The organism is Lentilactobacillus farraginis DSM 18382 = JCM 14108 (genome assembly GCF_000583655.1).
In the GTDB taxonomy this organism is placed as follows: Bacteria; Bacillota; Bacilli; order Lactobacillales; family Lactobacillaceae; genus Lentilactobacillus; species Lentilactobacillus farraginis.
This window is the reverse complement of sequence record NZ_BAKI01000015.1, coordinates 25,784-51,335: the sequence shown is the minus strand read 5'-3', so window position 1 is coordinate 51,335 and position 25,552 is coordinate 25,784. Positions and strand designations below refer to the sequence as shown.

The window sequence follows — 25,552 nt, the reverse complement described above, 5'->3', positions numbered from 1 at the left end:
GAAACAATTGGAGCCTCCCGCGTTTTCCGCCGCAGAAGGCTCCTTGTGATGTCTTACGACTTTCTTATTATACCATGAACCGGGTCATGGTTGCATTGGTAACGTTACACCGAATCCGACTTAGCATCAGTCAGAATTGCTAAAACCGTCACTTTGTCAGCTTAGCTCTCGTATAATCCGCAAAGCCGGCAACGTGATAGGCCACGCCAGTTAGTTTGGAATTAACCAAATGATCTTCCTTAACATAATATAACGGAATGACACCGGTTAATTTTTGCAATCGATTTTCTGCCCGCCGTAAATTCTGCCAATAGTCATTTTGATTATCCGCCCGCTTAGCTTTGGCTACCAATCGATCATACGTCCGATCGCTGAAATGTCCGGGATTCATCGTGTTGTTTGACGTTAAAATCCCCAAATAATTAATCGGATCCGCAAAATCAGCCAGCCAATACCATTGACTCAAGTCCCACCGGCCACTTGTCCGCCGATTCTGATAAGCCTTGTCAGGCAGATTACTGATGGAAGCTTTCACATTCGGCAGGTTTTGATTAATCTGGCCCTGAACAAATTGGGCAACGTTTTTGGTAACGTCTTGATCATCGCCAATTATCGACAGTCTTAACGTTCCGGAAATCTTGGCTTCCTTTCGTCCCTGGTTCCATAATTGTCGGGCTTTTTGAAGATCCGGTTCAACACTGGTGCTGGTTTCTTCGCTAAAATCCCGGCCGGTTAATGGATCGATGGCCGTTTTAGGGCTGACAAAGCTGCTGGCCGGCTGTGAGCCGTCGGCAAGCACTTTTTGGGTTAAAGCGTTTCGGTTAATAACCAATGAAATTGCTTCCCGCAGCTTTTGATTAGCCAATGGCTGGCCCTTTTGCTGATTAACCTGCAAATAGTATGTCCAGGCTTTCGGAACCCGCTTTAAATGCTTGTTTTTCTGCAGGCTTTTGGCAGTAACTCCCGAGATAGTCGCATCGTCCAATTTTCCGGATTGGAACAGGTTATGCGCCGTATTTGGATCCTTAACGGTTTTATAGTGAATCTGTTTGAGAGAAACGGCTCCTTTATCCCAATAATATGGATTTTTAACCAAATTATACGTTTCGTTGGTCCCGGTCCAATCCGTAATCTTAAAGGCACCATTGGAAACCGTCGTCTTTGCGTTGGTACCATATTTTTTAGGACCTACTTTTTTAACAAACGATTCGTCCTGCGGCATAAAAACCGGCATACAAATTAGTTTGTTAAAGTAAGCCATCGGATGATCCAACGTAATTTCAAGTGTCCGGTAACCGGTTGCCTTAATTCCCAACGAGCGATACGATTTTTTATGATTTATAATTGCATCAGCATTCTTAATCCCACTAAAAATATACGTGTAAACCGGATTATTCGCCGGATTCATTGCCCGCTTCCAAGCAAATTCAAAATCAGCCGCCTTGACCGAATCACCATTACTCCACTTGGCATTTTTTCGAATCTGAAAAACATATTTTTTGCCATTATCAGTTGGCTTGACCAATTTAGTTGCCATGGCCGGTACCGGCTGATCATTATCGTTCAGGCGATAAAGGCCTTCCGAAATGTTGGTCAGTGTATTGAATTCCGGCAGTGTTGCCTGGTTGGTATTATCCAACGTTGTTAATTCAGATGACTGCATCAAATTAAGCGTTTGGTTATTTGATCGACTTTGATTGCCACAGCCGGCTAAAATCAAGGTCGCCAAAAGGACCCCAACACCGGCAGCCCATAATTTGATTGTTTTCATGACTTACTCCCTCAAATAATATCTTTTAACCCCAGTAGTTTCCCAGTACAAGGGATCCATTTCAAAAATCCAAGCCCGGGATTTCCCGCTTTGACGCCTTATATTCCGGGCATTAACCGCTTTGATCCGCTCACTTTCTTAGGACTGCTGCGCTAACCCATAAACCTGCATGTAAGGAATTTGGTTTAAAAACCCAAAATCAGGCTTTTCAAACCAAACACCTTACACTCCGGTTTATCCCGGATTAGCTCCGCACACTGATTTTAGGACAGCTCCTCAAAGCAATGCCACTCCATATAAGGGATCAAATCGAAAAATCCAAGCCCGGGATTTCCCGCTTTGACGCCTTATATTCCGGGCATTAACCGCTTTGATCCGCTCACTACTTTGTTTTAATTTCAATTGGTACCGCATGCTTCAATGTTTCGTGAACGGTGCATTCCCGAATTACCTGATTGACAAAGGCGTGATGCTCGGGTGCACTCAAATTGGTTTCCACATGAAGTGTGACCTGAATCTTTGTGACAGCTGAACGGCCGTCTTGATAACGGGTCGTTTCTCCAGCCGTTTTTACATCAAACTTCTTAAGCTCGATTTCAGGCTGCCTGCGAACGATATCATTCGCTGTAATCGCCATACACGATCCCACTGCCGACAACAGATATTGAACCGGATTGGCAGCCGCATCAGTTCCGCCGCCGGTCACCGGTTCATCAACTAAAAAGTGATGACTGCCGGTTTGGGTTTCAACCTGCGCACCGATCTTCCGTAATTTTGAATTAACAATATACTTTCCCATAAAAACCCTCCATCCAAACACAATTCCTTTTAGTAAGCATACCAAAATACCAGCAATGACTCAAAACAAATCATCGCTGGTATTTTTATAATCGACTACTTGTCAGCTTTTTCAGCCTTTTTAGCTGCCTCAGCCTGCTTTTTCTTCTTTAGTTCCCGTGGATCCTGAATATTATTTTCTTTCAAGAATTTTTTAAATGGGCGAACAACGTGATAAGTACGTACATCATTTTTCGTGAAACGTCTTACGTATTTTAATTCATCCGCTGCCTTAACCGCTGCTTCACCGGTCACAGTCTGTTCGCGGACAACCACGACTGGCCGCCAACCATACTTGGTTTCAACAACCGCAATCCGACCCAATTCTGGAAAGCCATCAACCAATCGGTCGCCTTCGTTATCAGTATACTTACCGATTTCCCAGAAAAATTCCTGGTCAGTCGACAACGATCGCTTACCATTTTCTTCCAGCCGAAGATGCAACCCACCGATCACCCTTCGGACCTGTTTTACAGGCTTCTTATGCTTTCGTTGATAAGGCTTTTTTGGTTGCTTGGACTTCGGGGCTTGATCTTTCTTTGATGCTTCAATTTTTTTCTTTGATGCTTCAATCTTTTTGCTCGAGTCTTCAGTCATAATCACTAATTCCTTTATCCTCAATCTTTTTCTTAGAATTGTAAGCAGCCAGCATCATTTAAGCTTGTACCTGACATACTACTCTTTAATAATACTATCATTGTATTCCAATTTCCAATACGACTTGATTACAAATGATGTAACATTCTGGCATACGCCAGATATTAACTGCTTTGACGCCTTATATTCCGAACGCTAACCGTTTTGATCCGCTCACTCGTAACTTAAGCTCTCAATTGGGTCCAGCCTTGCTGCCTTTCCCGCCGGGGCCAATGCCGCCAACAATGAGATCACAATTGAAACAAGCAGGCCGAAGAGCAGATTACCAGCCGAAATTTGCATAATCTGATAATGAATTCCCGACTGGGCAATATGGTTAGCCACTGCAGCCAAGCCCTCTGCCAAGCCAATCGCCAGAATTGATGAAAACAAACCGATAAAGAAAGCTTCCGAGAAGAACAGATTTCGGATACTGCCTTTTGAAGCCCCCAGTGCCCGAAGAATTCCAATTTCCTTGGTTCTCTCAGAAACACTGATATACAGCACCACAATAATCATAATTGCGGAGACCAGCAGTGAAATACCGGCAATCGTCGCCAAAACGTTAACTGCCAGATTGATGTACGTATTCAACGTATCAACAAAGCCGCCAACCCCTGTAATCGTGTACAGTTGCTTATGCTTTCCGTTCTTATAAGCCTTGATTTTATTTTGAACCGGTTTGACATTCTTAACGCTGCCGGTTATCTCAAGTGTCAGGAAGTTCGGCTTAATACTGATTTTTTTAGTATTATAAATCGACTTCATCGTTTGATACGTGATTGACGTCGAGCCCGTATTCGCTTTAGCAACACCGCTTACCGTTAATGTTTTACTCAATGTAACCGGTCGTTTTTGTTTATTTAGCGTATTTTGATAAAACGTAATCTTTTTGCCAATTAAAGAATAGGGATGCTTCTTATTTAACTTGGCTGCGATTTCTTTAGTTAACAAAATCTCACCATTTTTAGGTGCCGTCCCCTTGGTAATGCTCTTTTTCAAAATGGTCGGATTAAACGTCTGCATAAATGAAATGGCCGCTGTTTTTTTACCGGATCGTAATTGGCTGCCGCCCTGCACATAGTAGCCATCCTGCACATTCTTAACGTGCTTTATCCGATTCAGCCGATTCTTATCCTTCGTCTGCATATTGATCTTATCCATATCGGAACTGTCACTGCTGACATTCTTGGTAATCTGCAAAGCATTGGGGTTAACTTGGGAATAAATCTCATGGTTGATATACCCCTGAACACCGTTTCCCAACCCCAACATGACAATCACACTGAAAATACCAATTGCCGCGCCCACTACAATCAAGATATTGCGTTTTAGATTATACTTCATGTTCTCCAACGCCATCTTCAATGTCGCGCCAAATTTCAACGTGTGGGTGGTCAATTCATTTTCATTTCCGGAGCGATAGGGTTCCTTCAGCTGCTTATCTTCGCTGATCTTACCATCTGTTAACCGAACAATCCGAGTGCCGTAATTTGCAACAGTCTGTGAATGGGTAACGGTAATGACCAGCTTGCCGTCTGTAGCGATTTGATCCAGCAGCTCAAGAATTTCCTGCGTATTCTGACTGTCCAGTGCGCCCGTTGGCTCATCGGCAATAATAATCTCCGGATCGGAAGCCAACGCTCGGGCAATTGCGACCCGCTGCTTTTGACCGCCGGAAAGCTGATTGGGGTACTTCTTCACATGTTCCTTCAGCCCAACCTGGTCCAGTAATTGGCGGGCCCGTTCTTCCTGCTGTTTTCGGTTCAAAGTGGTCATTTCAAGCGATACCATGACATTCTGCAGTACCGTTAAATGGCTGATTAAATTAAAATTTTGAAAGATGAACCCAATTGTCTGCCTTCTATAGGCATCCAGCTGCTTATTGGTATCATGACGCAGCGAATTGCCGTTCAAGACTACATCGCCGGTATAATTACTGTCCAAACCACCAATGATATTCATCAAAGTTGTTTTACCGCCACCGGATTCACCCAGAATTGAAACAAACTCTCCCTGTTCAAACGAGAGATCCAATCCCTTCAACACCGGGAATTCCTCACTACCCAGATAATACGACTTTTTAATATCATGTAACTCTAAATAGGCCATCTTTTCCTCCGTTCATCTAATTCGGGAGACACGTATACTCGATGTATTGTACCGCGAATATAGACTTTTGAAAATAGCCATCATAATATTTTCTAACGTTCGTGTTAAATTGGTTAACAAGTCCCTTGAGCCCCATCTCACGTCGAGCAGGTTACTTGGCCTTTTTAAGCATCGCGTCCGTTACCAATTTTAATTGTTGATAAACCGCGTTTGGATCAAAATAATACATTTTATTTTCGGGCAATTGAACCACTTGACCGGATTTAACTGCCGGCAGGCTCTTCCAGACCGGATTGGCCTTCAAATCCGAAATGGCCTGTTTATTATTTGACTGACTGTTGGTCGTGTTGGTAAAGAACAGCCAATCCGCTGAATATTTCTTTAAAGCTTCCAATGATACCTGCTGGAAACCGGGACCCTTGTCAATTTTTTGAATGGCAGCCGGCAGTTTAAAGCCCAATCCAGTAACTAATGCCTGACCACCACGTCCCCATTTAGCACCGTCTACAAATAATTTTCCGTTTTGCATATCGTAAATGCCAATGGTCGTTTTGGCCGGGGTGATTCCCGATTTGATTAGACGTTGCTTTTGCGCCTTTGCCTCAGTTTCAAATTTTGTAATCCATTTTTGAGCCTGTTTTTGCCGATTCAGGATCTGACCAAACTTAGTGGCTGTCTGCTTGATATTACCGGTCGTCCCGTATGGGATATAAACAACCGGGGCAATCTTTTTCAGTGTTTTAACATCCGATTCATTGGAAGTCACAATCAAATCCGGCTTTAACTTCAACACCGCTTCCGGCTTCATGGTCAACCCCAGATTGGTCATCCCCTTCTTTTGGGATTTGGACAAATAAGGGCTGGCAAAGTCAATCGACGTCGCACCGACAACGTGGGCGCCAAGCGACGCTACATCTCCCGTATAGACATTTGTCACAATCCGCTTTGGATGCGTTGGGATCTTCACCTTACCGGCAGCCGTCTTAATCACCCGGGTACCGGTCGTCTTTGTTTTAGCACCGTCAGAACTGCTCTTACCGCAGCCCGCTAAAACCAGGATGGCCATCATTGCCATCACCAATAGTTTAAAATATGTAGCCCGTTTTCTCATTATCAATCAAACCTTTCCACAAATAATAAATAAATAAAATAAGGCATCGTCACCGCTGAGACAACCAAACCAACCGGGAGAGCCGTTTTGCCAAACGCGTTTGTCGCGATAAATTGCGCCAGCATCATAATGGCACACCCAATCACCCAACTGGCCGGCAATAAGTATTTCATCCGTTGGCCAACCAGCCGCCGACCGATATTTGGGGCCATCAACCCCACAAAACTGATCGCACCGCCAACTAAAACCGCGCTGGTGGCGCATAAAATAGCGACACCCATCAATAGGCTGCCAACCAGCTTGACATTGATCCCAATTCCATAAGCCCCCGGTTCCCCAAAGTCAGTCCGTTTAATGCCGGCACCATCAGTAGGACTACCAAGATTAATCCAATCCCCAGCCCCAACTGTAACGTCAAAAACGGCATCCCTAAATTCCAAAAACTGCCATTTAGCCAAACCAGAACCTTGTCAAAATCGAATTGGTTCATTTCCAACTCAAGCATTAAAATGATACCGTTTAGCACGGCAGTAAGCGCAACCCCCGCCAAAAGCGTCTTTATGGCGGATTGCTGCCGATTGACCAGCATCAACAGGCCGGAACTGCTGAAGCCGCCAACCAGCGCCGCCAACAGCAGCCACGAAGAAACCAGATGAACACCGACTGCTTCTGTTACAAACAGCGCAACTACCACTCCCAAACTGGCTCCGGCGTTAATTCCCAAAATGCTGGGATCGGCTAATGAATTTTTGGTCAGCAGCTGCAAAAGCAGGCCGCTGACTGCCAGCTCACCACCGGTAATAATTGCCGCCAGTAAGCCGGGAAGTCGCAGCTGCCAAACAACAAAGTTGGTCGTCAAGTCGTGACTCAGCCACATAAGGACTTCAAGACTTCAAAAACATTCAGCTTAATATCGCCAAATGATAAAAGTGCCAGTAAAAGCCCCAGCCAGACAAGCCCCAGAACAATAAAAACAACTGCCGGTTTCTTTTTGCCGGTTATTGTCATGATGACACCACCTTCTTTTTAAACGTCACCAAAATAAATAACCCGATACCACCAACAATGGCACTTAGCGCTGACAGCGGCAATTCGACCGAGCCGGCTGCCGTTTTGGCAATCAAGTCCGCCAATACCATAAAGAGACTGCCGCCTAACGCGACCGGTAACACGTTGGCTTTAAAAGAGCCCGGATGAATAAAATGAATCATTTGGGGGATGCCAAGCCGACAAAGCCAATATTCCCACCGACAGCAACCGCGCTGCCGGCAGCCAGAACAATAAAACCAATGGCTGCAGTCATTAAATATTTAAACGAGATCCCCAAACCAACCGTCGTCTGCCGATCAAGGCCCAACAATGTAAAAGCCGTCCGGAAAAAACCGATGCCGCCAAAAACAATGACTGCGGCCACTACCAGCAGCCCAACCTGTTGATAGTTAGCACCGCTAAAGCCGCCGACCAGAATTACCCGGAACTGTTGACTGGTGTTTGTAACAAAACTCAACGCCATTGAAATACTGCTGATAAAGCCTGAAAAAACGGTCCCGCCAAGCAATAACCGTAACGGGTCAAATCCCCGCTTACTTGAGGACAAGCCAATAATGATCAGAAAGGCAGCCAATGCACCGCTAATTGCCAGCCAAAATGAATTAATCACGGTTAAGGCAATCCCTGACAGCGTCCCGATAATTAAAGCCAGATTAGCCCCGGCATTAACCCCGATAATTGACGGGTCGGCCAAAGGGTTGTGCGAAATTGTCTGTAAAAGCAGGCCGCCAACTGCCAAAAGACTGCCAACCAGCATCGCTGCCAATGTCCGCGGCACCCGAATCTCCCACAGCACCTGTGCTGTTAGTCCAGAAGTCGACTGCCAAAACTCAGAAATCGGCAGCCACTTGACGCCACCCAGCGTATCTAGCAGGCCGGCAAGTCCCAAGCTGATTATCAGCCCGGTCACTAATAGTGTTTGCTTTTTCGTCCGGTTCATGATGACACCGCCAGGGTACGACAATTCATAATTTGCGGGCAGCCATGGTCGTGCAATATCTCACCATCAACGTTAAAAACACTGGCCAAAATTGATTTTGTAATAATGTCGTTCGGGTTACCGGCTGCCTTAACCCGACCATTGACCATGCAAATTAGATGATCGCAATAGCGAGCCGCCTCATTTAAATCATGCAGTACAACCACAACGGTCTTTTGAAGCTTTTGATTCAATTCCCGCAACAGATTTAAAATCTCAAGTTGGTTGGTCAAATCCAAATATGTAGTTGGTTCGTCAAGCATCAAAATCCGACTGTCCTGAGCCAGTGTCATCGCAATCAAGGCCCGTTGCTGCTGCCCACCGGAAAGGCTGGTCAGCAGTTCATCGGCTTTGCTCGTCATTCGAACCGCCCGCAGTGCCTGCCTAATTGCTTTATGATCCTTGCGAGACAACCGGTGAAGCCCCCGCTGCCGGCAATAACGCCCGTAAGATACCAGTTCAGAAACGGTAATCCCCTCCGGAATCATCGTTCGTTGCGGCAGACAGGCGATTTGTTGAGCCCGCTGCCGGGCATTGAAATTACCAATCGGTTTACCAGCTAATTGAACCGTTCCGGAAATCGGCGCTTCGAACCCATTTAACGTATTAAACAGCGTTGACTTGCCACTGCCGTTTGGCCCAATCAGTCCTGTTATTTTTCCCTCGGGAATCAAAATATCCTGATGCGCAATCACTACTTTCCGACCGTAACCGGCTGTCAAGTCACTTGCAGTCAAAATGGCTGTCATTTATACCAGCTCCTTTCTTAAAAACAATCCAGCATGATAATAGTTCTAATCTGCATTAAAGCAAAAAGGGGCTCGACAAAACACTGTTCTGTCAACCCCCTCTCACAAATTAATATGCTAAGTATACGGGGACAATATTACTATTGTCAATATATTTTTTAATACAATTAGAATAAAATTCATCATATCTTTTAATTTGTTTCAAATAAAAATGCTTCCACAACGAGGAAATCCCCGTCATGGAAGCATTTGAAAAATATGCCAATATTATCTATTTAATGATTTAACTGAAAACATTCAAACCAGCCCTGAGTTAGTTAAGCGGCTCGGTTGACTGCAACAGCTCAGGCGGCCACAATGCCAATAGATAGCCGTAACCATCTTGATCAAACGTTAAGCTCTCAAACTCACGCTTTGAATCAAAGGCCTGATAGTGAATGTCATCGGCCGTAAAGTTGCTATCCCGGACTTTTTCAGCCGGAATGGACGTCAAAATATCATCAGAAACAAAGTATACCCGATCATTTTGCGGGTTATAACTCATTCCCTGGTTAGTATTACCGCCACGGGTACCAACCATGTTCTGTGAAGCTTGGAAGGAAACCCCGTTTTCATCCAAGCGACCATAGAACAGAATGTATCCCTTACCATATTTACGTCCCCAATAAGCATTACCGCTCTTATCAAAGGCCAGTGTATGCAACTGCAGGTTGGCGCTGTCACCATGATACATCTTGAAGTTATACTCACGAATTGGCTTTAAGGTGTTTGGATCCATTTCAAGAACGGTATTGTTATCGTCTCTTGTCTTTAAATCAGTCAAGGTATTGTCTTCAGCCAGATAAATATGTTTGTTTTGCGGGTTGAAGGCCAAGGTTTGGCCGTGACCAATATCAACTTCCGGCGACAACTGGGCCGTTTGGGCAATATCAACATACTTGAACATTTCCGGATTTTGTGACTTCACAGAATCAACCTGACTCTGGTAAGTATTAATCTGATTTTGAATCGATGCAATTTTGGTGTCGTAATTGGCAACCTTCTTTTTATGCATCTGATAAGACTTCATCCAGCGAGCCATCTTTGAAACAGCCTGTTTAACGGTCTGCTTTGCTTTCTGCTTGGTAGCAGCAGAATACTTGGCAGACTTAACAATTTTTTGATTCTTATTTCGCTTATTCTTCCAGTAGTAATACCACTTTTGAGCATTTTTCTGATAATTCAACTGGTTATTCTGCCAAGACTTGTTTTGGTTCAGCGTATTGGTCAACGTCTTGATTTGATCAAATGAACCTTTCATTTCGTTGTATGCTTGTTCATACTCTTCATTATGGGCCTGCCCATCGGTTGTGTACGGATTGAAGTAATCAAATGCCTGCCAAAGTGCTAATGGATCGTTGTTAACACCGAGCTGTTGAAGCTTGGCCATGTTAAACTTAACGATCGCTCCCTGATTGGTATTGGTACCATTTGATTCAACAAAGTAAACGTTCCCACTATCATCCATAGTGACACTTTGGAAGTTACCATGCTGTAAATTGGAAACGTTAAAACCATCCGGCAAGAACCATTTGGTTTTAAATGTATTGGATTGCGAACTACCTGAAATTGTTGAGTACGAGTTAGCCTCGTTAATTCCCGTTGGATCAAGATCGTACTTGGTATATTTCTTGGAAGTATTCCCCTGAGGCGTATCGTTATCAACCGTGTTAAGTGCTTCTTCACTGTAGTCTTTCAACACGTTACCGGCATTAACCTGCTTAATCGAGCCAGCCGAGCCGGGTGCGTCGATAACGTCAGCGTTAACGTTACCGGCGATTCCGAAAATTCCGGCGGACGCAAATAAGAGTGCTGTCAAAACAGCAAACTTAAAATGTCCCTTCATTACATATCCCCACCTTAATTTATAAAATATAAAATTCATGACTCATATTCATTTATAACGATTTATCTGACAAAGCACAAGGTTTATGCCTGGTTTTTTATCAAAAACCAACAAATGTAATGAGTAAGTAAATATAGTGTAACATAGTGTGCGGAACAAAACCGTTATCCCAAATGCAAAAGGCAGCTACTACATCACGTGGTGTGACAGAAGCCGCCTGGATTTCAATCATTTAATTATCAACCTAAAACTCACTGATCTGCTTTCAGAGAAACCGCGATATTTCGACTAAGCAATACCAGCTGCATGAACTCCGTAAAGGTATAGTTGTTCGGATCAAATTTACCATGTTCAACCGTGTGCCTGGAATACGGCATCGTTTCCAACCGGTACGAATTAAAATCAAAGAATTTATATAAACCCGACAAAACATCTAATTCATTAAGTTCAAGCAGACGCCCAAATTGTTTATGGCGATCGGTTTTAATTTGTTCATTAATCCGCTTAATCTCATTTAGCGACGGATTATAATTCCAAGTTGCCGTTCTGGACTGACCGTATTTTTGCACCGTTACCATTTCTAAAATCGAAAATAAGACGTTAAACAGCACAATGTAATTATCCCGAGATTCATAAATTAACCGTTTGATAATTTTTACTTGTTTGGCATGACCACTGTCCAAAGCCGACGCCAAGTCATCCAAATTTTGATTCAAAAGCTGATGGTTGTTTTGAATCAACGTATCTACAAATACCTGGTTCAATGCCCGATCGTTCAGCTTTAAAAGCCGATCGATACGGTCAGAATCTAAGGGCATCTGATCAATCCAAGTCCAATTAAGCCCGGCAATCCGCTCGAAGAATTTCTTATGAGCCGGATATTTATCTTCCAGTTGCCGACCATTCATATTTGCTTGGCGAAAACTGTCAACCAACCATTCAGGGCCATTAAAGTCAATCGAATTACCATGCGACTGAATTCGAAATCTGTGTTGGTTGCCGTTTAGTTTGGTATTCGCAACAATCTTTCCGGATTTACTGTTATCAATTTGTTCCTGTATTTTACGAAACTGTGCGGAGAGGCTCCGCTTTGATTGAGTCGCCATCCAATTCACTGCCAATCATTGAAATTTACTACTTCAATCATACGGTAATGTGGGAATTTTAGCAAAGCGGGCGAAAAACAGTGTGCGGAGCAAAGCGGCTATCCCCCGAAACATAAACCATTACTGTGGAAAAAAGTCACGAGAAGACCGCCCGCATCCGCTTAACTGTTCGCTCAATGTCATCGCTTTGGGCAATCATCGAGATGACCGCAGCGCCCTTTACACCGGTTGCCGGCAATTCCGAAATATTGGTTTCCGTAATGCCGCCAATCGCAACCACCGGTAGTTGGCTGACCGCTACCAACTGCTTCAGACCATTAACGCCAATAACCGGATCCGCATCCGCTTTGGAACCGGTTGGATAAACCGGACCGCTGCCAATGTAACTGATACCGTCAGTCACATTGGCTGCTTCAATCTGGGACTTTGTATCACACGACAGACCCACAAACATCGTACCATTTACCTGCTGAATAACCTTGGTAACCCGCTCATCTTTTTGACCAACGTGAATACCATCGGCATCGGTTTCGACCGCCAGCGCCACATCGTCATCGATTATAAATGGTACTTGGAAATTCGCACATAATTTTCTCAATTTATGAGCCATTTCAACCCGTGCTTGTCGGGATTGCAATGAGCCCATGCCTTTTTCACGATACTGAAAGGCGGTAACCCCTGCTTTTAAAGCCCGTTCAACCACTTCCGGTAACGTGCGTTTATCATCTTTAATATCTTGGGTACCAGCAATAAAGTAAGCCCGCAGCATTTCCGACTTAAACGTCATTGTCATTGGTTGCCACCTTCTTCGGCAATCTTGGCCCAATGATTCAGTGGGCCATGACCGTGTCCAACTTGAATGCCATTGGCAATAGTGGCCTGAACATATTGTTTCCCGATTCGAATGGCCGTTTCGACATCACTGCCCTTTGCCAACTCGGCAGTGATACACGACGATAGGGTATCACCGGTACCATGTGTCCGCTTGGTATCGATTCTTGGCGCACTCACCCAAAAAGAATGGCCGTTTTCCAATAAAATAAAGTCCGATGATTCTTTAGACTGGGTTTGATGACCACCCTTGATTAAAACATTCTTGACACCTAATCCCTGAAGCTTCTTGGCAGCCTGAATCATCTGATCATGCGTTTCAATTTTCATACCAGCCAACTCTTCGGCTTCCGGCAAATTAGGAGTTAAAATGTCTGCCAACGGCAATAACTTTTCACGAACGGTACTAATGGCGTCTTCAGATAACAGTCTGGCACCACCTTTGGCGATCATTACCGGGTCAACGGTCAACGGTCCCAAATCATATTTCTTCAAATTCTCAACTACTGCTTCAACTGTTGGAACGTCAGCCAACATCCCAGTCTTGCAGGCCCGAATTTTTAAATCATCGGCCACCGAAGCGAATTGTTCATCGATCATTTTTTTAGGCATTGCCATAAAGTCCTGAACGCCGATGGTATTTTGAGCCGTTACGGCAACTACTACTGCCGCCGAAAAGACGTGGCGTTCCTGCATTGTTTTAATATCTGCCATCACACCGGCACCGCCACCACTGTCTGTCCCCGCAATTGTGAGTGTTTGCACTGTTTCGTTAACCATGCTGCTCCTCCTTTAAACGTTTCTTCAACGCAATCAATTTTTATTCGAAATTAGCATATTTTTCAACCGTCTTAACATCAATTAAATGTAATTCATCAATTAATTGGGGGCCAAAAGAACCAGCGAGCGGTTTGGACATTGATTTGGCGACAACCTCACCGGCAACATCAAAGACGACGACAGCTGTTTGGGCAGCTTCAAAATAATCTTCTTCCACACCAACAAAACAACCAATTGTACTCGACAGCATATCGCCCGAGCCAACATACAGTTTGAACAAATCGGACTCGTTAAAGACCCGAATCACCGCTTCACCATTCGTGATGATGTCCGTTTTGCCGCTTGCAACAACCACACAATGATACTTATTTGCCAACTTTTTGGCAGTTTCAACCGGATCACTGGATCCTTCACCGGCATCAATCCCCTTGGCATTCCAATCAACACCTGCCAGTGCGGCAACCTCACCAATATTACCCCGAATCACTGCCACCTGCTTTTGCGCGAGTAGTTCATTACAACGTTCCAGTCGATATTGAACGGCCCCGACCGCCACCGGGTCAACCACAATCGGCTTATGGTATTGATTGGCAAAGGTCATTACCGTCTCAATCTGATTTAGCTGCTGTTCGGTGAAGGCGCCCAAATTAATTGTGATTGAGTTTGCCATTTTAACCATCGCTTCTGCTTCATTCTGTTCCTCAGACATAATCGGAGAAGCTCCCAACGCATTGATACCATTGGCAACATCCTGAACTGTCACAAAGTTGGAAATATTAAACGCAATCGGATTCTTTTCACGCAATGTATCCAATAAATCGATTTTCATTATTTTCTACTCCTTAAAATAAAATAGGACTGCCGACAACTTTGTTAATTGCCTGCAGTCCGAAACGGTTCACGTATGGATATTGATTTTTATGATGGTCGTATTAAGCACCCATTCACAGACGACCATCTAAAAGCACCAATCGCTTTTAGATACATCATCCATCACTTTCCCTACGCAAGCATTGTCTTACAGGTTCCAAGGGACCAGATCGAACAGATCCATCTCAACCGCTTCTTGGCGGCACCCCTAGTGTTGTGTTTAATTTAAGAATAATTGATATTATTTTCGTAGTCAATCAATAGCAAAGAAAAAAGAGGATCTGGCAGGGCTTAAATTGCCACATCCCCGATTCTTCCCCTCAGAAAGAATACATATTTTCCTTTACTATATCTAACAACTTTATTTTCACATATAATGTGGTCTTTTGCAATCCAAAAGCGTATAAATTAATAATAAATTGGGCATTAACCACTTTGCTCCGGGTGCTACCCGTTTTGCTTCGCACACTACCTGTTAAATGCCGTCTGCTTATTCAGGATTTTCTGTGCGTACTTGTTGATAGCGGTTAAAAACGAATCGAAACATCTGTCCGGCAGCAGCTTTCTCATCATGAGAATCGGCTTTGCGCCCGCACCGCCTGCATACCTGGTCTTTGGTCTTCTGGAGAATGCTGCTCGATCCACCATTCGAGCAACTACCCGGGGCTCCGACGCAAACTTATAAGCCATTGAGAAGAAATCCGCTGATTGACGAGCCAGTTTGGCATAAGGCCATCCGCCGCTCTTTCAACCATTTTACCAGTTGCCGTATCCTTCCATGCCGAGCGAATAGCCCCAGGCTCAATCACAATAACGTCAATCCCAAACGGTTTTAATTCAAGCCTTAAAGCATCGCTAATGCCTTCGATAGCATACTTGGAGCCAACGTACCAACTGCCCAGTAAATTGTATATCTTACCGTCAATTGACGAAACATTGATAATTCGACCGCTTTTTTGCTTTCGCATTGTGGGCAGAACCGCCTGGATTAATTTCATAACCGCAAAAACGTTGACCTTGAATTCATACTCTCCCTCACTCAAAGCCACTTCTTCAGCCGGACCGAAGACGCCCAAACCGGCATTATTCACTAAAACATCAATTCGACCAGTCTCTTTGACAATCTGATCAACAACCTGATCTACTTCATCGTAATCAGTAACATCCAAATGTTTTGTATGAATGCCCAAATCATCCAATTCGTTCATTTGATAAACTTTTCTTGATAAAGCATAAACGTCCATCCCGTTTCGATGCAGATTTTTCGCAATCTGCTTTCCAATTCCGGATGAAGCGCCGGTTACAATGGCAACTTTTCGGCTCATAAACAATCCCGTCCTTCCGTTATTTGCATCCAAGTAACGCTGTGTGGCTAAAAGATTTAATAGTTTAATTATATCACTGCCAGCTACTTTCTCTGTAAAACGACTGCCTTTAAATTGAGGGGTGCTAATCGTTTTGCTCCGCACACTTATTTTGTGCTATCATCATTCCTAAAACAATATTCGAGGCGATTCACTCATGTATGCTATTCATCCGATTCAAAAGCAGGACGATGCCGCGCTTGCAGCAATTGTTCGCCAAACGCTTAAATTTTACGGGTTGGCGATTCCCGGCACTGCTTACTTCGACAAAGAACTCGACCACCTAAGCGACTTTTATCAGCAAACTCCCCAACGCCAGTATTTCGTAGTGACTGATGAAACTGGTCAGGTTCTTGGCGGTACCGGCATTGGCGAATACGATTTCGAAAACGGGATTGCCGAACTGCAAAAACTATACTTACTGCCGGCTGCTCGCGGGCATCATTTGAGTTACAAACTATTAGACACGGCCGTTGCCTTTGCCCGAAAAGCCGGTTATCAAAAACTTTATCTGGAAACCCACCACAACCTCAAAACCGCCGTCCACCTTTATCAAAAATACGGCTTTCACAAATTAGCCCACTCGCTTAACGGCGGCGAACACGATTCAATGGACCTTTTCTACTTAATGACGCTCTGACATCACTTGCCTTTAATGTTAAAACACTTGTCGACCCTCAAATTTTCCAGTACGATTAGTAAAGATACTTATTTATTATTAGGAGGTTTAAAAAATGTCATTAACAGATACGTACACCCTTTCAAACGGCGTTAAAATCCCACAGGTTGGCTTTGGTACCTGGCAATCGGCAGATGGTGAGGAAGCTTATCACGCCGTTCTAACGGCCTTAAACATTGGTTATCGCCACATTGACACGGCGGCTGCTTACGGCAACGAAGAAAGTGTCGGCAAAGCCATTCGCGATAGCGGCGTCAGTCGGGAAGACCTTTTTGTCACAACCAAATTATGGAATGCCGACCACGGCTATGAAGCAACCAAGGAAGCTTTCGGCCGCTCGCTTGAAAAGCTGGGACTTGATTACGTTGACCTCTACCTGATTCATTGGCCAAATCCGGTTGATTTCAGAAATGACTGGCAAAAAGCCAACGCCGAATCCTGGCGGGCAATGGAAGAATTTTACGAAAAGGGTACTGCCAAGGCAATCGGTGTTTCCAACTTCCGTGAAAAACACCTTGCCGCCCTATTGGAAACAGCCAAAGTGAAGCCGATGGTCAACCAAATGTTTATCAATCCTTCCGACATGCAGCCGGGCGTAGTTGAATACAACAACGACCACGATATTTTAACCGAAGCTTATAGCCCCCTTGGAACCGGTGGCATTTTAAAGATTCCGGAATTAGCAGCCATCGGTCGCAAATATGGCAAGAACCCGGCTCAGGTTGTCCTTCGCTGGTCGCTTCAGCACGGCTTTTTGCCACTGCCAAAGTCCGTCCACGAAAAATATATCCGGGAAAATGCCGATATTTTTGACTTTAATCTTTCCAATGCCGATATGAAAACCATCGACGGCTTTCACGGTAAAGCCGGCTTGGCAACCGACCCCGATACGGCAACCTGGTAAAACCAACTTTAACCTTACAATACGATCCAGTTAAAACGGCTGAGACAAAAGCAATTTTGTCCAGCTTTTTGTGTGTGATCACGATTATTACTAAGCGAAAACGTGCGCCGAAAGGCAACTTCCTACCACGTAATCAAATTATCCAAACATTCAAGCCCGGAATATTCGGATAATTCGATTACGCTCTGGAAGTTAACCGCCTTTCGTCCCACTCTCAGTTCATTAAGATTTATTAGTCGCCGGTTAACCTGAAGCAGCAATCAGCCAGCCTTTGAAAGTACAAGCAGGTGCGAAAGCCCCCTACTCTGTGCTATGATACATAATAACTATAGATATAAGGACGGTTTCATGTATACTAAAAAACCACAAGTTCACGTTAATCAGGGTGAACAATTAAAATTAACCATTAAACGGCTCGGCATCAACGGCGAGGGAATCGGCTACTACGAACATAAGCTGGTTTTTGTCCCGGGTGCCCTACCAACTGAGAAAGTTGTTGTCAACGTTATTGAGGATTTACACAATTTTATCCGAGCAGAGCTGGTCGAAATCCTTCGAAAAAGTGATGATCGGATCCAGCCGGTTGACGACTACGCCAATGATGTCGGTGGCTTTGAGCTGGAAAATCTCGCTTATGATAAACAACTGACATTTAAACGGGACGTCATTAAAGACTCGCTTGAAAAGTATAAGCCCGCCGGTTATCGAAAATATAAACTCCGAGCGACAATCGGCATGGAGCATCCCGTTCATTATCGAAATAAAGCAACTTTTCAAGTCAGAAGTGACGGCGAAAAGGTGATTGCCGGTCTGTACAAGCACCGCAGCCACACCGTTGTGGATTTAAAGACTTCCGCTTTGCAGTACCCACTGACAATGAAAGTCATGCGGGCAGTTGTCGCCATAATCGACGAATTGGGAATCCCTGTTTATGATGAAGAGAAGAATGCCGGGATTATTAAAACGGTCGTTGTTCGTGCCGCAACCGCGACCGATCAAGTTCAGGTAACATTTATTACGCAAAGTAAAAAGCTGTTAAAGAAACGGCAGCTGCTGGAACGAATCGCCGCCGAACTACCCGAAGTCGTTTCAATTATGCAAAATGTTAATCCGGGCAAGACCTCTCTTATTTGGGGCCCGAAACTATTCATTTGGCTGGTAAGGAAAAGATTACGGAAGTTTTAAACGGGCTTTCCTTTGACCTGTCTGCACGGGCCTTTCTACAGGTCAATCCCGAAATGACAGAGGTCCTGTATCAAGAGGCTTTCAAGGCGCTTGATCTGACCGGCAAGGAAAAGTTGGTGGACGCTTACGCCGGTGTGGGCACCATCGGACTTTCGGTTGCCGATAAAGTCCGTGAAGTTCGCGGTATGGATACCATTAAAGCGGCCGTGGACGATGCCAACGCCAACGCCATTAAAAACGGGATTATGAACGCCATTTATGAAGTCGGTGAAGCAGAAAGCCTGCTGCCGCTTTGGATTGAAGATGGCTGGCGACCAACGGCGCTGATTGTTGATCCACCACGGACCGGTTTGGCAGATTCCTTAATTAAGACAATTTTGGACATTACCCCGAAAAAGTTCGTTTATATTTCATGCAACCCCTCGACTTTGGCTCGTGATCTAGTAAAATTAACTCGGAAGTACAATGTCGAATATATTCAATCGGTGGATTTAATGCCCCAAACATCCCGATGCGAATGCGTTGTTAAATTTAAAAAGAAATAATCTACTGAAACACCATTTAGAAAGGGGAATACCATGCAAAATCCATTCGGAAATGGGAATAATGATAACAACGACAATAACGATAATGATCCACGGAACTTAATTCCGATCCCACCTAATTTTGCGACTGTTGTTAATAAAAAAACCGGTCAGATTAGAATCGCCAAAGTCGGGCTGTCATTTACCGCCCTTTTCTTTCAAATTCTGGTGCCGGTCTTTCGTTCCGATTGGTACAACTTTTTCTGTATGCTGGGCGTTGAAGTAATCGCTGGAATGGGCCTGTCTATGTATCTGGTCCAGCCCCTAAGCATCACCTTTTATACCGGCGAATACTTTCTCGGTGTTGTTTGGATGCTGATTTATAATATGATGTACTTTAAGCATCTTTTCAAACTGGGTTATACGCCTGCGGATGAACGGTCGCGGGAATTACTGGTCAGTGCTCACTATCTAAAAGAAAAATAACCATTAATCAACAGAGCTGCCTGCAGGCTGAAAATTTATCAGCTTACAGGCAGCTCTATTATTTTTAACCATCAAATTAAAACGGTCCTATAAAACATCGTATACTGCCGCGAACTCATCTTGAGAGAAAATTTCAATTCGATTACCAGGACTTTTAACAATGACTTCCTCCGGTTCAGCCGAAGTTGCCCCCCGCGGCGTAACAATCTGAATCTTATTCTTTTTCTTTGTTACATGACTGTCAAGTGGTTTAACAAAATTCATCACATCATCATGATTTTCGCCATCATAAACAATGTACGTTTCTTCAACTTTTCGTTTTGCTTTGCCTGCTGCTTCGATTGTAATCACCTCTAAAGTTTCGTCAACCGGTATGACCTGGTTGCGTCAATGGCTGCTTTCCAGCCACGATATAAACGCTTCCGACGATTTTCCGCCATATTCGGTTCGAATTGTCGTCCCGGTTCCGCCAAGTGCTTAACTTCATCAATATCCTTCCAGTAGCCGACAGCCAACCCGGCCAAAATTGCAGCGCCAAACGCGGTCGTATTTTCATCGGCCGCCCGTTGAATCGGGATATTTAAAATATCAGCCTGAAATTGCATTAAATAGCTATTTCTGGAAGCCCCACCATCTGCTTTTAATGCCGGGATTCGTATATGGGTATCTTCTTCCATGGTTTGGATAATATCCTTGGTGCCATAAGCAATTGACTGCAGCGTCGCTTTAACAAAATCATCTTTGGTTGTCCCACGGGTCAGGCCAAAGACAGCGCCCCGAACATCCTGTTCCCAATACGGCGCCCCCAAACCATTGAAAGCCGGGATAACGTAAACTTCATCGTCATCCGTTGAATTCATGGCAGCCTGCCGGGATTCAGGGACGTTATCAATTAATTTAAGACTGTCAGCCAGCCAGCTGAGTGCCGTCCCGGCCGAGAAAATCGATCCTTCAAGCGCATACGTTACCTTACCGCCAATATTGTAAGCGATGGTCGTCAAAAGATTATCATCGGAAAGTTCCGGTTTGGTGCCCGTGTTCATCATAATAAAAGCACCATCACCATAAGTATTCTTGATCATACCAGGATCGAAAGCCAATTGACCAATCAAAGCGGCCGACTGGTCACCGGCAATTCCGGCAATCGGGACTTCAATGCCGTAAAACTGATAATTTTTGGTTGTGCCATAAAATTCACTAGATGTTTTCACGGCTGGCAAAATTGCCCGGGGGATGTTCAACAACCTTAAAATATCGTCATCCCATCGCAACGCGTGGATATTAAACAACATCGTTCGGCTGGCGTTGCTGTAATCGGTTACGTGATACTCACCGCCGGATAATTTCCAAACCAGCCAGGTATCTACCGTTCCGAAAAGCAATTCGCCCTTTTCAGCTCGTTTCTGAGCACCGTCCACGTGATCCAAAATCCAGCGAATCTTGGTTGCTGAAAAATAAGAATCAATAATTAAGCCGGTCTTCTTGTGGATCAGGTTTGAATAGCCCCCGTCCTTTAACTTTCTGGCCAAGGGAGCGGTTTGCTTTGATTGCCAACCAATTGCATTATAAATCGGCTCGCCGGTTTTCTTATCCCAAACCAGCGTTGTTTCACGTTGATTAACGATTCCAATCCCCGCAATATCCTCGGGGTGAATCCCGGCATCGATAAATGCGGACGAAATAACGTTCAAAACGGAAGTCCAAATTTCATTAGGATCCGTTTCAACCCAGCCGTTATGCGGAATAATTTGTTTAATCGGCTTAAACGCCTCAATTACTTTTCGGCCGTTATGGTCAAAAATCATTGCTCTGGTACTGGTCGTACCTTGATCAATCGAAAGTACATATTTTGGTCTGTCTGTAAGCATCTAATTCCCTCCGATCATTCGGAAACGATTTCATTTTTATGCAAAATAGTACCACAAATCGTCCCGAATTAACTGTTTGACAATCTTATTTCCCTAACAAAAAGGCACATTATGAACTATACCATAATGCACCGACTAGTTCAAATTGCCCAGTAATTAATGGTTTAAAAGGATCAGATAACTAGACCAATTACCGTTTTACATCAACGTGAATATCATCACCGTTGTCGTTTAGTTTCTCGTCATAACTAAAATCGGCATCGGTAAAGTAATGCTTGATCTCTTGGTTAATTTCTTCAAGCGGTCGCTTATCGCCATCCTGGCGATTGATTATAATTTCATATTCCTTCTTATCGTCATCGGTGTTTACGAATTTATAAATCACATCGACCGTGTTTAAAATCTCCTGGATTAATTGGCGTTCAGTCATCTCCATGTCTTTTTCACCTCACTTATCTCACTATATCTCCACTTTAGCGCTAATTGGAAAAAAGTGATAGTAAAAATTTCAAAGATTAAAATTTTATTTGAAAATTGTATTTACATAAGGCTTCAATCTGAACTATACTAAAAGTTATCCAACCGAGGTGAGAAATGATGACAATTACGTCAAAAAATTTTTCAAACGAATTAATTAAAGCTTACAAAACCCAACAGCTGGTCATGTTGATAACCGACAACGGCCACATCACCGGCACCGTTGCGGCTGTCAAAGATGACCGTGCCTATATCAACCAGCCGGCCAAGGGGGTAACTGCCATTAACTTAAAAGTAATCAAAAAAATCCAGGAACTCGATTAGCGACTAACTAATGATTAATCAATTCAAATTAGAAACTATAAAAATGCCTTTTCCTCAAACAACCATTCGTTGCTTCAGTGAAAGGGCATTTTTATCAGCACGTTTGCCATTCAGGTTCGCATCCTTTATTATTCTCTTACTAATTCAAAATGTTACGTTGCTTTTCCTGTCAGGCTTAACCCCGGCATTAGTTATGCTTTTCATACAGAATTTGCTCAAACCTTCTTCGCAATCCTTCCGTGAGTAAAATAATATTTTTAGGTTTCCGATAAACACCCAGGTCAAAGCAAAATCTTAACGGCACCCCCATATTATAATCTGCTTCAAAAGCCGCGACTTTTTTGGGGTCAACGTGATCGGCCGTTCCCATTAAAATTGTCATGGCCTTTGTTTTATGGGCATCCCAATTTCGGTGATTTTGATGACCATCCAGTAACTGTTTGGTGCCAACTGAATCCAGTGCCCGAACCAATGTATCAGCGTTACTGATTTTGTGTTGGACACCTAAAAAAATAAAATATCGGCGCATCACGGGGATAACTGATGTAAAAAAGACGTTAGTAGCCGCAATCCTTTTTGGAAATAATTCCAGCAGGACTTTTTTTACCAGTTTAGCGGTGTAACGTCGCGGCTCTCGCAATTCATACTTATAAGCCAACCCTATAAACGCCTGAGTGACGTACTGTGCAGCTACCTTCTCCGGTTTTGTCAACTTTTGAAATGAGCGGGTCGTTTTAAAGCGACTAAACCAAAGGCGATTTTTCTCGAAGTTTCTCTCCGCTTCAACTTCTGAATATGCTTTTTCCACAAGATCACCTTCTTATCTTAAATGTTAACATGATTAACTACGTAATTGAATCAATTAGCCCCCGAGCTATTTCCAAAGCAAAAAGATTATTATACAATAAATCGTATTGAGACTTTTGAGGGGATTTGAAAATAAAATGGCTAAAATTCAAGATTTTAATCAACGGTTCGGCTATCTCTGCCTTTCCATTGTGATTAACTCAGCCGGAAACGCGCTGGCAATTTCAACTAACTTGGGAAGTGCCGTGTGGACTGCTTCAGCGGTTAACCTTTCCAAATGGGTCAACATACCATTAGGAACGACTCTTTTTCTATACGGCGTTATCGTCACCATCGCCAATCAGCTGATGATCGGCTCTTTTGATCGTCGCAGGTTCGTTTCCAACTTACTCTACACCGTTCCCTTCAGTTATCTGGTTCAATTTTCCCAATGGATTTTTGATTCATTAGGCGTGCCTACATATAATTTCTGGCTTCGGTTGATTTTAGACATGATCGGTTTATTCTGCGTCGCAATGGCAGTCTCCATGTATGCCCGAGCCAATCTGATTATGCATCCCAACGATGACCTGGCCTACATCATCCGCTTCAAATACATTTCCGGCAGCGCGGTTACTTCCCAATGGCTGAGCTACATCCCACCCGTTATTATTTCGGCATTGGCCTACTTCTTTACCGGTAAGATTTACGCGATCGGTTTTGGGACTGCCTTTGCCTTAATCTTCCAAGGCGAAATGATGAAGTGGTCGGACACCCACGCTTTTCCAAAACTGAAGCACCACGTGGACCTTTAAATGTTTAAAGTGCTAGTTCTGCCGTTCTGAAACGGGCTCTGAAAACTGACCCCGGCCATATAAGTTCGCAAATCATACCGAGCTGAAACGTGCTCCGAAAAACTGACCCCGGCCATATAAGCGGTCTCCCTGAACATTCCAAAACCAGGAATATCCAGGGAGACGCTTATATTCTGGGGTCAAACCGTTTTTCTCCGCACTCTGCTTCTTATAAACGCCACAATCCCCCTAAACGTCTTTTTGGTTTCTGGCAGTTTAAACCACAGCGTATAATCGTGGAAGCCATCCCTAAACGTTGTTACCTGCACCGACGTGCCCGGGGTCTGCCGGAGTGTCTTCACGAATTTTTCGTTAATTGGCACTAACAATTCGTTTTCACCATAAAAAATTTGAATATCACCAATCGCCAAATTTTCAGGGGCAAAAACATCAGACCAATTTCCTTTGGTCAAACCAGCTTTAAATTGGCTACCAATTTGTTTTAAAACCGATAATGACAACATAACATCATTTTCTTCTCGTTCAGCAAGCTCCGGATCGGTTAACGACATATCCAGCCAAGGCGAGATTAGTGAAGTGCCGGCTATCTTAGGTTGATTATTGATTAACAGCTGCATTGCGATAGCTGCTCCTGCTGAGTCTGCGACAATAAATATTGGTAAATCAGGCGAATAAACCCGATCCAAGGCTTCTTGTGCCGATTCTAACATCTCAGTTGCCGAATGATTGGGTAACAGGGGAAAATCAACGATTTGCAGTCGGCTGTTGGCTTCAACCGCAATTTTAGTAATCATTTCAAGCTGATCCGTATTCATCGGTACCGTGAAAGCCCCGCCGTGAAAATAAAGAATTTGATTATCTGGGCTAGTGGTTGGCGAAATTGTTACCAATTGGCCAAAATTCATCTGATAAATTTTATAATGATCACTTTTATCCGTAAAAAGCGTTGCCTTTTGATTGGGATGCAGGAAGCTGTGACTGACAGCCTGCTTGTAATCTTCTCTTTTTAGTTGCTTAAGGAGCCTTTTGGCTGTAAAACTCATTGCGGACACTTCCTAAAAATAGTTTTTATGTAATCAATGTGATATATCACATAATTATCCATACATGTTTCCTAAAAAAATCAAGAAATTCACAAAATCTTCACACAAATTTCACTATTTGGCAACAACTCACCTATATAGTAATACCTGTTGCATGAGATAAAAGAAATCACTCATGCCGCAATAAATTAAATCCCCCTTTAATTTAATTTATTACTTTTGTATTCATATTCTTCCCCTAGAATATAGGTATCACAAGATAAGACATCCCCGTGTCTTATCTTTTTTTGTAGTGTGCGGAGCTACCCCGGGATAAACCGGAGTGTAAGGCGTTTATTTCGGAAACCCTGGGTTTGGGTTTTTGAAATAAATCCCTTACA

24 protein-coding genes, 3 pseudogenes and 1 riboswitch are annotated in these 25,552 nt (G+C 43.8%); of the genes and pseudogenes, 6 read left to right on the top strand and 21 right to left on the bottom strand.

Annotated elements, in window-relative coordinates; translation table 11 throughout:
• Nucleotides 1–148: 148 nt before the first annotated feature.
• The 16 genes and pseudogenes from JCM14108_RS06990 to JCM14108_RS06925 all read right to left on the bottom strand — a co-directional run bounded on the left by JCM14108_RS06990 (nucleotide 149) and on the right by JCM14108_RS06925 (nucleotide 16,042).
• The gene (locus JCM14108_RS06990; protein ID WP_035179608.1) at nucleotides 149–1,771 is read right to left on the bottom strand and encodes a peptide ABC transporter substrate-binding protein; all 1,623 of its coding nucleotides are present in this window, start codon (nucleotides 1,769–1,771) and stop codon (nucleotides 149–151) included.
• 382 nt (nucleotides 1,772–2,153) lie between these two features.
• Nucleotides 2,154–2,570, bottom strand: a complete 417-nt coding sequence (locus tag JCM14108_RS06985) for an OsmC family protein (protein WP_035179606.1) — start codon at nucleotides 2,568–2,570, stop codon at nucleotides 2,154–2,156.
• A gap of 95 nt (nucleotides 2,571–2,665) precedes the next feature.
• Nucleotides 2,666–3,205, bottom strand: coding sequence for a DUF5839 family protein (locus JCM14108_RS06980; protein WP_235807122.1), 540 nt, complete (start codon nucleotides 3,203–3,205; stop codon nucleotides 2,666–2,668).
• A 213-nt stretch (nucleotides 3,206–3,418) separates the two neighbouring features.
• Complete coding sequence (locus tag JCM14108_RS06975; RefSeq protein WP_035179605.1) at nucleotides 3,419–5,356, bottom strand: ABC transporter ATP-binding protein/permease; 1,938 nt, start codon at nucleotides 5,354–5,356, stop codon at nucleotides 3,419–3,421.
• A gap of 151 nt (nucleotides 5,357–5,507) precedes the next feature.
• On the bottom strand, nucleotides 5,508–6,467 hold the full coding sequence (locus JCM14108_RS06970; RefSeq protein ID WP_235807121.1) for an ABC transporter substrate-binding protein: 960 nt from the start codon (nucleotides 6,465–6,467) through the stop codon (nucleotides 5,508–5,510).
• Nucleotides 6,468–6,469: 2 nt separating this feature from the next.
• Nucleotides 6,470–7,344: pseudogene (locus JCM14108_RS06965) on the bottom strand (FecCD family ABC transporter permease).
• Entirely contained in the window at nucleotides 7,335–7,475 is a 141-nt protein-coding gene (locus tag JCM14108_RS15235; RefSeq protein WP_237745746.1) for a hypothetical protein, read from the bottom strand. The pseudogene JCM14108_RS06965 and the gene JCM14108_RS15235 overlap by 10 nt, the downstream one beginning before the upstream one ends.
• A complete protein-coding gene (locus JCM14108_RS15230; protein WP_237745745.1) occupies nucleotides 7,472–7,678 on the bottom strand; it encodes an iron chelate uptake ABC transporter family permease subunit in 207 nt (68 codons plus the stop codon). The genes JCM14108_RS15235 and JCM14108_RS15230 overlap by 4 nt, the downstream gene beginning before the upstream one ends.
• Entirely contained in the window at nucleotides 7,675–8,457 is a 783-nt protein-coding gene (locus JCM14108_RS06960) for a FecCD family ABC transporter permease (RefSeq protein ID WP_237745744.1), read from the bottom strand. Before JCM14108_RS06960 ends, JCM14108_RS15230 begins: the two co-directional genes overlap by 4 nt.
• Nucleotides 8,454–9,245 carry an ABC transporter ATP-binding protein gene (locus tag JCM14108_RS06955; protein ID WP_035179603.1) on the bottom strand — a complete coding sequence of 264 codons (792 nt, stop codon included), beginning with the start codon at nucleotides 9,243–9,245 and terminating at the stop codon, nucleotides 8,454–8,456. The genes JCM14108_RS06960 and JCM14108_RS06955 overlap by 4 nt, the downstream gene beginning before the upstream one ends.
• Before the next feature lie 313 nt (nucleotides 9,246–9,558).
• Complete coding sequence (locus JCM14108_RS06950) at nucleotides 9,559–11,130, bottom strand: hypothetical protein (RefSeq protein ID WP_035179601.1); 1,572 nt, start codon at nucleotides 11,128–11,130, stop codon at nucleotides 9,559–9,561.
• Between the two features lie 251 nt (nucleotides 11,131–11,381).
• Nucleotides 11,382–12,236, bottom strand: a complete 855-nt coding sequence (locus JCM14108_RS06945) for a hypothetical protein (protein ID WP_035179599.1) — start codon at nucleotides 12,234–12,236, stop codon at nucleotides 11,382–11,384.
• A 136-nt stretch (nucleotides 12,237–12,372) separates the two neighbouring features.
• Nucleotides 12,373–13,029, bottom strand: coding sequence for a thiamine phosphate synthase (gene thiE, locus JCM14108_RS06940; RefSeq protein ID WP_035179598.1), 657 nt, complete (start codon nucleotides 13,027–13,029; stop codon nucleotides 12,373–12,375).
• The gene (thiD, locus tag JCM14108_RS06935) at nucleotides 13,026–13,847 is read right to left on the bottom strand and encodes a bifunctional hydroxymethylpyrimidine kinase/phosphomethylpyrimidine kinase (protein WP_035179596.1); all 822 of its coding nucleotides are present in this window, start codon (nucleotides 13,845–13,847) and stop codon (nucleotides 13,026–13,028) included. Before thiD ends, thiE begins: the two co-directional genes overlap by 4 nt.
• A gap of 40 nt (nucleotides 13,848–13,887) precedes the next feature.
• Nucleotides 13,888–14,676: a hydroxyethylthiazole kinase gene (gene thiM, locus JCM14108_RS06930; protein WP_035179593.1), complete on the bottom strand. Its 789-nt coding sequence runs from the start codon at nucleotides 14,674–14,676 to the stop codon at nucleotides 13,888–13,890.
• Between the two features lie 152 nt (nucleotides 14,677–14,828).
• A riboswitch (TPP riboswitch) is annotated at nucleotides 14,829–14,937 on the bottom strand.
• A 248-nt stretch (nucleotides 14,938–15,185) separates the two neighbouring features.
• Nucleotides 15,186–16,042 (bottom strand): annotated as a pseudogene (locus JCM14108_RS06925) (oxidoreductase).
• Nucleotides 16,043–16,238: 196 nt separating this feature from the next.
• Between JCM14108_RS06925 and JCM14108_RS06920 the strand changes: the two are divergent.
• The 4 genes and pseudogenes from JCM14108_RS06920 to JCM14108_RS06905 all read left to right on the top strand — a co-directional run bounded on the left by JCM14108_RS06920 (nucleotide 16,239) and on the right by JCM14108_RS06905 (nucleotide 19,859).
• Complete coding sequence (locus JCM14108_RS06920; RefSeq protein WP_035179590.1) at nucleotides 16,239–16,721, top strand: GNAT family N-acetyltransferase; 483 nt, start codon at nucleotides 16,239–16,241, stop codon at nucleotides 16,719–16,721.
• Between the two features lie 94 nt (nucleotides 16,722–16,815).
• Nucleotides 16,816–17,664 (top strand): aldo/keto reductase, encoded by an 849-nt coding sequence (locus tag JCM14108_RS06915; RefSeq protein WP_035179587.1) that lies wholly within the window; start codon nucleotides 16,816–16,818, stop codon nucleotides 17,662–17,664.
• Between the two features lie 312 nt (nucleotides 17,665–17,976).
• Nucleotides 17,977–19,394, top strand: a pseudogene (gene rlmD, locus JCM14108_RS06910) (23S rRNA (uracil(1939)-C(5))-methyltransferase RlmD).
• A 33-nt stretch (nucleotides 19,395–19,427) separates the two neighbouring features.
• On the top strand, nucleotides 19,428–19,859 hold the full coding sequence (locus JCM14108_RS06905) for a hypothetical protein (protein ID WP_035179585.1): 432 nt from the start codon (nucleotides 19,428–19,430) through the stop codon (nucleotides 19,857–19,859).
• A gap of 87 nt (nucleotides 19,860–19,946) precedes the next feature.
• Here the strand turns inward: JCM14108_RS06905 and JCM14108_RS06900 are convergent, their stop codons facing one another.
• The 3 genes from JCM14108_RS06900 to JCM14108_RS06890 all read right to left on the bottom strand — a co-directional run bounded on the left by JCM14108_RS06900 (nucleotide 19,947) and on the right by JCM14108_RS06890 (nucleotide 22,157).
• On the bottom strand, nucleotides 19,947–20,210 hold the full coding sequence (locus JCM14108_RS06900; protein ID WP_035179582.1) for a hypothetical protein: 264 nt from the start codon (nucleotides 20,208–20,210) through the stop codon (nucleotides 19,947–19,949).
• A gap of 2 nt (nucleotides 20,211–20,212) precedes the next feature.
• Complete coding sequence (gene glpK / locus JCM14108_RS06895; protein WP_035179579.1) at nucleotides 20,213–21,727, bottom strand: glycerol kinase GlpK; 1,515 nt, start codon at nucleotides 21,725–21,727, stop codon at nucleotides 20,213–20,215.
• Between the two features lie 190 nt (nucleotides 21,728–21,917).
• Nucleotides 21,918–22,157 carry a hypothetical protein gene (locus JCM14108_RS06890; RefSeq protein WP_035179612.1) on the bottom strand — a complete coding sequence of 80 codons (240 nt, stop codon included), beginning with the start codon at nucleotides 22,155–22,157 and terminating at the stop codon, nucleotides 21,918–21,920.
• Nucleotides 22,158–22,321: 164 nt separating this feature from the next.
• Between JCM14108_RS06890 and JCM14108_RS06885 the strand changes: the two genes are divergently transcribed.
• Entirely contained in the window at nucleotides 22,322–22,528 is a 207-nt protein-coding gene (locus JCM14108_RS06885) for a hypothetical protein (RefSeq protein WP_235807119.1), read from the top strand.
• 187 nt (nucleotides 22,529–22,715) lie between these two features.
• Here JCM14108_RS06885 and JCM14108_RS06880 read toward each other — a convergent pair whose 3' ends face one another.
• Nucleotides 22,716–23,336, bottom strand: coding sequence for a hypothetical protein (locus JCM14108_RS06880; RefSeq protein ID WP_035179574.1), 621 nt, complete (start codon nucleotides 23,334–23,336; stop codon nucleotides 22,716–22,718).
• Nucleotides 23,337–23,472: 136 nt separating this feature from the next.
• On the opposite strand from JCM14108_RS06880, the gene JCM14108_RS06875 reads away from it, so the two are divergent.
• Nucleotides 23,473–24,129, top strand: coding sequence for a YczE/YyaS/YitT family protein (locus tag JCM14108_RS06875; protein WP_035179572.1), 657 nt, complete (start codon nucleotides 23,473–23,475; stop codon nucleotides 24,127–24,129).
• A 179-nt stretch (nucleotides 24,130–24,308) separates the two neighbouring features.
• On the opposite strand, the gene JCM14108_RS06870 is transcribed toward JCM14108_RS06875, so the two are convergent.
• The gene (locus JCM14108_RS06870) at nucleotides 24,309–25,172 is read right to left on the bottom strand and encodes an alpha/beta hydrolase (RefSeq protein ID WP_035179569.1); all 864 of its coding nucleotides are present in this window, start codon (nucleotides 25,170–25,172) and stop codon (nucleotides 24,309–24,311) included.
• Nucleotides 25,173–25,552 lie beyond the last annotated feature (380 nt).

Bases quoted from the DNA above. Each gene is read 5' to 3' on its own strand.
- JCM14108_RS06960 (WP_237745744.1), bottom strand. From the start codon at position 8,457: ATGAACCGGACGAAAAAGCAAACACTATTAGTGACCGGGCTGATAATC.
- JCM14108_RS06875 (WP_035179572.1), top strand. From the start codon at position 23,473: ATGGCTAAAATTCAAGATTTTAATCAACGGTTCGGCTATCTCTGCCTT.
- JCM14108_RS06915 (WP_035179587.1), top strand. From the start codon at position 16,816: ATGTCATTAACAGATACGTACACCCTTTCAAACGGCGTTAAAATCCCA.
- thiD (WP_035179596.1), bottom strand. From the start codon at position 13,847: ATGGTTAACGAAACAGTGCAAACACTCACAATTGCGGGGACAGACAGT.
- glpK (WP_035179579.1), bottom strand. From the start codon at position 21,727: ATGCTTACAGACAGACCAAAATATGTACTTTCGATTGATCAAGGTACG.
- JCM14108_RS06950 (WP_035179601.1), bottom strand. From the start codon at position 11,130: ATGAAGGGACATTTTAAGTTTGCTGTTTTGACAGCACTCTTATTTGCG.
- JCM14108_RS06945 (WP_035179599.1), bottom strand. From the start codon at position 12,236: ATGGCGACTCAATCAAAGCGGAGCCTCTCCGCACAGTTTCGTAAAATA.
- JCM14108_RS06955 (WP_035179603.1), bottom strand. From the start codon at position 9,245: ATGACAGCCATTTTGACTGCAAGTGACTTGACAGCCGGTTACGGTCGG.
- JCM14108_RS06985 (WP_035179606.1), bottom strand. From the start codon at position 2,570: ATGGGAAAGTATATTGTTAATTCAAAATTACGGAAGATCGGTGCGCAG.
- JCM14108_RS06990 (WP_035179608.1), bottom strand. From the start codon at position 1,771: ATGAAAACAATCAAATTATGGGCTGCCGGTGTTGGGGTCCTTTTGGCG.
- thiM (WP_035179593.1), bottom strand. From the start codon at position 14,676: ATGAAAATCGATTTATTGGATACATTGCGTGAAAAGAATCCGATTGCG.
- JCM14108_RS06980 (WP_235807122.1), bottom strand. From the start codon at position 3,205: ATGACTGAAGACTCGAGCAAAAAGATTGAAGCATCAAAGAAAAAAATT.
- JCM14108_RS06890 (WP_035179612.1), bottom strand. From the start codon at position 22,157: ATGACTGAACGCCAATTAATCCAGGAGATTTTAAACACGGTCGATGTG.
- JCM14108_RS15235 (WP_237745746.1), bottom strand. From the start codon at position 7,475: ATGACAATAACCGGCAAAAAGAAACCGGCAGTTGTTTTTATTGTTCTG.
- thiE (WP_035179598.1), bottom strand. From the start codon at position 13,029: ATGACAATGACGTTTAAGTCGGAAATGCTGCGGGCTTACTTTATTGCT.
- JCM14108_RS15230 (WP_237745745.1), bottom strand. From the start codon at position 7,678: ATGATTCATTTTATTCATCCGGGCTCTTTTAAAGCCAACGTGTTACCG.
- JCM14108_RS06870 (WP_035179569.1), bottom strand. From the start codon at position 25,172: ATGAGTTTTACAGCCAAAAGGCTCCTTAAGCAACTAAAAAGAGAAGAT.
- JCM14108_RS06905 (WP_035179585.1), top strand. From the start codon at position 19,428: ATGCAAAATCCATTCGGAAATGGGAATAATGATAACAACGACAATAAC.
- JCM14108_RS06975 (WP_035179605.1), bottom strand. From the start codon at position 5,356: ATGGCCTATTTAGAGTTACATGATATTAAAAAGTCGTATTATCTGGGT.
- JCM14108_RS06970 (WP_235807121.1), bottom strand. From the start codon at position 6,467: ATGAGAAAACGGGCTACATATTTTAAACTATTGGTGATGGCAATGATG.
- JCM14108_RS06885 (WP_235807119.1), top strand. From the start codon at position 22,322: ATGATGACAATTACGTCAAAAAATTTTTCAAACGAATTAATTAAAGCT.
- JCM14108_RS06920 (WP_035179590.1), top strand. From the start codon at position 16,239: ATGTATGCTATTCATCCGATTCAAAAGCAGGACGATGCCGCGCTTGCA.